This window comes from Aeromicrobium sp. (assembly GCF_025965075.1).
Classification (GTDB): Bacteria; Actinomycetota; Actinomycetes; order Propionibacteriales; family Nocardioidaceae; genus Aeromicrobium.
In genome coordinates this window covers 1-5,890 of record NZ_JAOPXQ010000111.1, presented here as the reverse complement: position 1 = coordinate 5,890, position 5,890 = coordinate 1, and the positions used below count along the sequence as shown (strand labels likewise).

Annotated in this window: 5 protein-coding genes; 3 read left to right on the top strand and 2 right to left on the bottom strand. The window is 72.7% G+C overall.

Annotation, left to right across the window (positions count from 1 at the left end):
• Positions 1 to 683 (top strand): ATP-binding cassette domain-containing protein (locus JWQ91_RS07260; protein WP_297782194.1); only part of this gene is annotated, 683 nt, incomplete at its 5' end.
• Positions 680 to 1,483, top strand: a complete 804-nt coding sequence (locus JWQ91_RS07255; protein WP_297782193.1) for an ABC transporter permease — start codon at positions 680 to 682, stop codon at positions 1,481 to 1,483. The genes JWQ91_RS07260 and JWQ91_RS07255, both read left to right, overlap by 4 nt.
• Before the next feature lie 59 nt (positions 1,484 to 1,542).
• Here the strand turns inward: JWQ91_RS07255 and JWQ91_RS07250 are convergent, their stop codons facing one another.
• Both JWQ91_RS07250 and JWQ91_RS07245 read right to left on the bottom strand, forming a co-directional pair.
• Positions 1,543 to 3,357: a CocE/NonD family hydrolase gene (locus JWQ91_RS07250; protein WP_297782192.1), complete on the bottom strand. Its 1,815-nt coding sequence runs from the start codon at positions 3,355 to 3,357 to the stop codon at positions 1,543 to 1,545.
• Between the two features lie 86 nt (positions 3,358 to 3,443).
• Positions 3,444 to 4,184, bottom strand: coding sequence for an IclR family transcriptional regulator (locus JWQ91_RS07245; protein WP_297782191.1), 741 nt, complete (start codon positions 4,182 to 4,184; stop codon positions 3,444 to 3,446).
• A gap of 80 nt (positions 4,185 to 4,264) precedes the next feature.
• Between JWQ91_RS07245 and hutH the strand changes: the two genes are divergently transcribed.
• The gene (gene hutH / locus JWQ91_RS07240) at positions 4,265 to 5,812 is read left to right on the top strand and encodes a histidine ammonia-lyase (RefSeq protein ID WP_297782190.1); all 1,548 of its coding nucleotides are present in this window, start codon (positions 4,265 to 4,267) and stop codon (positions 5,810 to 5,812) included.
• Positions 5,813 to 5,890 lie beyond the last annotated feature (78 nt).

Here is a 5,890-nt window from a genome sequence, read left to right as displayed (position 1 = left end):
AGGCGCGGGCCCTGCACCCCGGCCGCTCGGCCCGCGACCACCTGCGCTGGCTGGCCGTCAGCAACCGCATCCCCGGGGCGCGGGTCGAGGAGGTGCTCGACCTCGTCGGCCTGGAGACGGTCGCCGGACAGCGGGTCGGCACGTTCTCGCTCGGCATGGGCCAGCGGCTGGGCATCGCCGCGGCACTGCTCGGCGATCCGCCGGTCGTGATCCTCGACGAGCCGGTCAACGGCCTCGACCCCGAGGGCATCCGCTGGGTGCGCGCGCTCGCCCGGCGGCTCGCCGACGAGGGGCGTACGGTCTTCATCTCGAGCCACCTGATGTCCGAGATGGCGCTGATGGCCGACCACCTCATCGTGATCGGCCGCGGCACGATCCTGGCCGACTGCTCGATGCAGCAGTTCATGGTCGATCACGCGGCGTCGTACGTACGCGTGAAGGCGCCCGCGACCACCGACGTCGAGGCGCTGCTCGTCGGGCGCGGGCTCGAGGTGGCCCGCACGGACGACGAGCTGCGGGTGCAGGGCCTCGATGCCGCGGCGATCGGCGAGCTGATCGGCGGCCACGGGCTGCTCCTGCACGAGCTGACCCTCGTCCGGTCCTCGCTCGAGGACGCCTTCATGGCGCTGACCGCCGACAGCGTGGAGTACCACGCGAAGGTCTCCGAGAAGGCGTCCCGATGAGCGCCCTGCAGGCGGCCACGCCGCCGCAGGTCGCCGCCGCCGGCTTCGGCCGGACCCTGAGCTCGGAGTGGGTCAAGCTGTGGAGCGTCCGCTCGACGTGGTGGACCATGATCGCGCTGGTCGTCCTGGGTGCCGGCCTCACGACCCTGATCTGCTGGGGCAACGCCGAGTGGTTGGCCAGCGCGGAGGCCGACGAGTCCCCGGGCTCGTTCATCACCTGGGGCATGATGATCGCCCAGGTGTGCGCCGTCATCGTCGGCGTGATGACCGTGACGTCGGAGTACGGCACCGGGATGATCCGCACGACGCTGGCGGCGACGCCGGCCCGTGGTCGGGTGCTGGCGGCCAAGGCCGTCGTCGTGACGGGCCTGCTGTTCGTCATCGGCACGCTGACGGCGCTGCTCGGCTACGTCGGTGGCAACTGGTTCCTCGATCGTGAGGGCATCGGGATGTCCCTCGAGGGTGCCGTCGCCCGCTCGATGTACGGCAGCGGGCTGTTCCTCGCCGGGCTGGGCCTGTTCTCCCTCGCGGTCGGCTTCCTGGTGCGGCACACCGCAGCGGCGATCTCGATCGTCCTGGCGCTGGTGTTCGTGATCGGCAACATGGTGATGCTGGTGCCGGGCGACCTGGGGATCTTCCTCGAGCGGGTCATGCCGGGCAACGCCGGTGGGGCGCTGGCCTCCCCCGTGCCGTTCAACCCGCACCTGCTCGACGCGTGGCCGAGCTTCGGGATCTTCGTCGCCGAGATCGCCGCGGTCCTCGGCGCGGCCTGGCTCCTGCTGCGGCGCCGCGACGCCTGACCTCCACGGGACCCCGCCACCCGAGAAGGCGGGGTCCCGTAGTCAGGGCTGGTGGGCGGTCACGGGACGACCGGGAGGGTCAGCACCTGACCGGTGCTGCCGGTCGTGATCGTGACCGGGTTGGGCGTCAGCCCACCGCGGTAGTTGGTGGACCCGCCGGCCAGGACGACCCGCAGGCTGTGACCCGCGGCGAACCGGTGCACGATGCCCGGCAGCGTCACGGTGAACGGCTTGGTCACGTCGGGCACGCGGACGGGTGCGACGAGATCGTTGATGATCGTCGCCTTTCCGGCCGCGTCGACGTCGAGGACCTTGGCGAACACGACGAGCTTGCCCAGCGGGCCGGTGGCCTGCGACACCGCGGCGCCGGGGGCGTCGACCCGGACCGTGAGCTTCGGGGAGCCGACGACGTCGACCTTCTCGGCCAGAGCCGGGGTGGTCCACGCCGCCGACGTGCCGGGAAGGTCGATCTCGGGCAGCGGGACGTACGAGCCGACGACGTCGAGGTGGTCGGTCGAGGTCGGCAGCCCGGCGACCGGGGTGACGAAGCTCTGGCTGCCGGCGGCGACGGTGGAGCTCGACCGGGTCAGCTCCTTGCCGGACAGGTAGTACTTCGTGCTCGTGCCGACCGGGAACCGCTTCGCGGTGGCGTACGCCGGGGTCGCGATGCCGGAGTAGGTGACCCAGTCCCGGAAGTAGGAGAACTCCGGCCCCGTGCTGACCTTTTTGTCCCGCAGGTAGCGGTCGAACCACGCCGCGACGCGCTTGGTCTCGTACTGCGTCGCCGGATCGGGGTTCGCGAGATCGATCTCGCCCGGCGCCGGCGTGCTGTCGGAGTGGCCCCACTTCTGCCAGATCATCTTGACCTCGGTGCCCTGGGCCTGCAGCGCGCGGTAGGTCGCGGTCGCCTCGTTGAGGTTGAAGAGGGTGTCGTGCTCGCCCTGCAGGATCAGGGTGGGGATCGTGATCTTCTTGACGTAGCTCGCGACCGAGGCGTGCCGCAGGTTGGCGGTGCTGGCGGCGTCGAGCGTCCCGGTCGTCGCGGCGGTCAGCAGTGCCGGGCAGACGAACGTCGCGAAGTTGGGGCACGGCAGGAGCCGGCCGGGATCGCCCGGCGCGTTCTGGACGCCGTCGACCACGCCGAGGGCCGAGAAGCCCAGCGCCCACACGAGCTTGGCCGCACCCGGGATCGCGGTCTGCACGCCGACGGTCTGCGACGTGTTGTTGGGCGAGAGGGAGTACGACAGGTCGTTCCACGTGATGATCGGGACGATCGTGTCGATGCGGGGGTCGACCGACGCGGCGGCGTACTGGATCTGTCCGCCGTACGAGCCGCCGACCATGCCCACGCGCGGGTCGTTGGTCGAGGCCTTGCCGCGGTGGTCCTTCTTGTCCCGCTTGACGACCTTGAGCGCCGGGGCGGGCGTCGTGTGCGTGGCGTCGGTGAACGCGATGCCCTTCTTGCCGCCGAGATAGCTGACGAGCTGGCTGGCCGCCCGGCCGTCGACGTCGGGGTCGTCGAGCGTGATCTTGCAGGTCGAGCCGCCGAAGCCCAGGCCCGAGTAGGACAGCACGGCGTAGCCGCGGGCGGCGAACGCCTTGCCGATGCCGGCCTGGTCGTCCTTCGAGCCGCCGAAGCCGTTGGTCGTCAGGATCGCGGGCACCGGCTTCGACGCGGACGCCGATCGCGGCAGGTAGAGGTCGCCGACGATGTCGCACGACGTCGCGCCGTCGGCGCCGGTCTTCACCGCGAAGTGCAGGGGGGTCACGGTGTAGGCGGGGGCCGCGGCGGCGGTGCCCGTCGTGGCGGCGAGGGTGCCGGCGGCGAGGGCGGCGGCTGCGGCCAGGGCGGCGATCGGTCGGGTGCGGTGCATGGGACTCCTCGTCGGCGCTCAAGTGGGACGTCCGTCCTACTGTCGGGTAACAACGACGCAGGTGTGGCCCGGGTCACGCCCCGCTTTCAGTGCCGGAGCCGGCGGGTGATCTCGGCCGCGGTCGCGCGGACCGCGTCGACCGGATCGGGGACCTCCTCGCGGGTCGGCCAGGTGACGGCGACGGAGGCGTGGATCGGGCCCGCCTCGACGGGCGCGGCGACGGAGGCGAACCCCGGCGTGACCTCGCCGTCCTCGGTCGCGAAGCCGCGCCGGCGGGTGTCCGTCAGGAGCCGGCGGAGCTCGGTGGGTGACCGGGGTCCGGCCCCGGTCCGGGAGCTGAACGCGTCCTTGCCCGGATACAGCGCCCGCACCTGCGCGGCCGGCAGCGCGGCCAGGATCGCGCGACCCGACGCGGTCAGGTGGGCCGGCAGGCGTACCCCGACGTCCGTCACGAGGGGCGGGCGTCCCGGGGCCCGCTCCTCCAGGACGTAGATGACCTCCGAGCCCAGCAGCACGACGAGGTGGGCCGACTGCCCGACGGCGTCGACGAGGCGGGCCAGCGGGATGCGGGCGAGCCGGGCCAGCGGCTCCTGGCGGGCGAAGCCGTGGCCCACCTCCCACGCCGCGATCCCCATGCCCCACGTCCGGTCGTCGGGATAGTGCACGACGAAGTCCTCGTCGGCCATCGCGCTGAGCAGGTGGTACGTCGAGGAGCGCGGCAGGTCGACCGCGTCGGCGATGCGCGAGGCGGGCACCGGCACGGGCTGGGCCGACAGGAACCGCAGCACCCGGAGCGCGGCCGTGGCTGCGGGCACGGGACGGGTCATGCGGCGAGTGTCTCGCATCCGAGACGGCATTGCCACGATCGCCGTAGCGGTGGGCGGGGCGGCGGACGTGCAATGGAGGCATGACTGTGGTGCTGGGCATCGGTGCGATCGCACCCGAGGACGTCGTGCGGGTCGCCCGGCACGGCGTCGCCGTCGAGCTGGGCCCCGGTGCCCGGGACGCGATCGCGTGGGCGCGGTCCCGCGTCGACGACCTGGCCGCGTCGGAGGAGCCGGTCTACGGCATCTCGACGGGATTCGGTGCGCTGGCGAGCCGGCACATCGAGCCGGGCCTGCGGGCACAGCTGCAGAAGAGCCTGATCCGCTCGCACGCCGCCGGTGTCGGGCCGCGGGTCGAGGACGAGGTCGTGCGGGCGTTGATGCTGCTGCGGCTATCAACCCTCGCGAGCGGTCACTCGGGGGTGCGGCTGGAGACCGCCGAGGCGTACGCCGCGATGCTCAACGCGGGGCTGACGCCGGTCGTGCGGGAGTACGGCAGCCTGGGCTGCTCCGGCGACCTCGCTCCGCTGGCGCACTGCGCGCTCGCCGTGATGGGCGAGGGGGACGTCGACGACCACGGTGTCGTCCGGCCCGCCGCCGATGCGCTCGCGGATCACGGCCTTGCCCCGGTCGAGCTCGCCGAGAAGGAGGGTCTCGCGCTGATCAACGGCACCGACGGGATGCTCGGGATGCTGGTGCTCGCGGTGCACGACCTGCGCCGGCTGCTCGACACGGCGGACCTCGCCGCGGCGATGAGCATCGAGGGGCTGATGGGGACCGACCGGGTGCTCGCCGCGGACCTGCAGGCGTTGCGGCCGCACCCCGGCCAGGCCACCTCGGCCGCGCACATGGCGTCGCTGCTGGCCGGATCGCCCATCGTCGCGAGCCACCGCTTCGGGGACGACCGGGTGCAGGACGCGTACTCCCTGCGTTGCGCCCCGCAGGTCCACGGCGCCGCACGCGACACCCTCGAGCACGCCGCCACGGTGGCCGGGCGGGAGCTCGCCGCCGCGATCGACAACCCCTCGGTGCTGGACGACGGCCGGATCGAGTCGCACGGCAACTTCCACGGCGCCCCGCTGGCGTACGTCCTGGACTTCCTCGCGATCCCGGTCGCCGACGTCGCCAGCATGAGCGAGCGACGGACCGACCGGTTCCTCGACGCGTCCCGCAGCCAGGGACTGCCACCGTTCCTCGCCGACGACCCGGGCGTCGACTCGGGGCACATGATCGCGCAGTACACGCAGGCCGCGATGGTCTCCGAGCTCAAGCGGCTCGCGGTCCCGGCCAGCGTCGACTCGATCCCGTCGAGCGCGATGCAGGAGGACCACGTCTCGCTGGGCTGGTCGGCGGCGCGCAAGCTGCGCACCGCGGTCGACCTGCTGACCCGCGTGCTGGCGATCGAGATCATCACGGCCGCCCGCGGCATCGACCTGCGTGCCCCGCTCGAGCCCGCGGCGGCGACGGGTGCCGCGATCGCGCTGCTCCGCACCCGGGTGGCCGGACCCGGCCCGGACCGCCACCTCTCACCCGACCTCGAGGCCGCCACCGCCCTGGTCCGCGACGGCTCCCTCCTCGAGGCCGCCCACTCAATCGCTGGGCGTGACGAGTTGCAGGCGACACGCCGATGAAGACCTGCAACTCGTCACGCTCAGCGAGAACTGGAGATCACCGATGACGCGACCGACCGTACGAGCTGCCCACGGGTC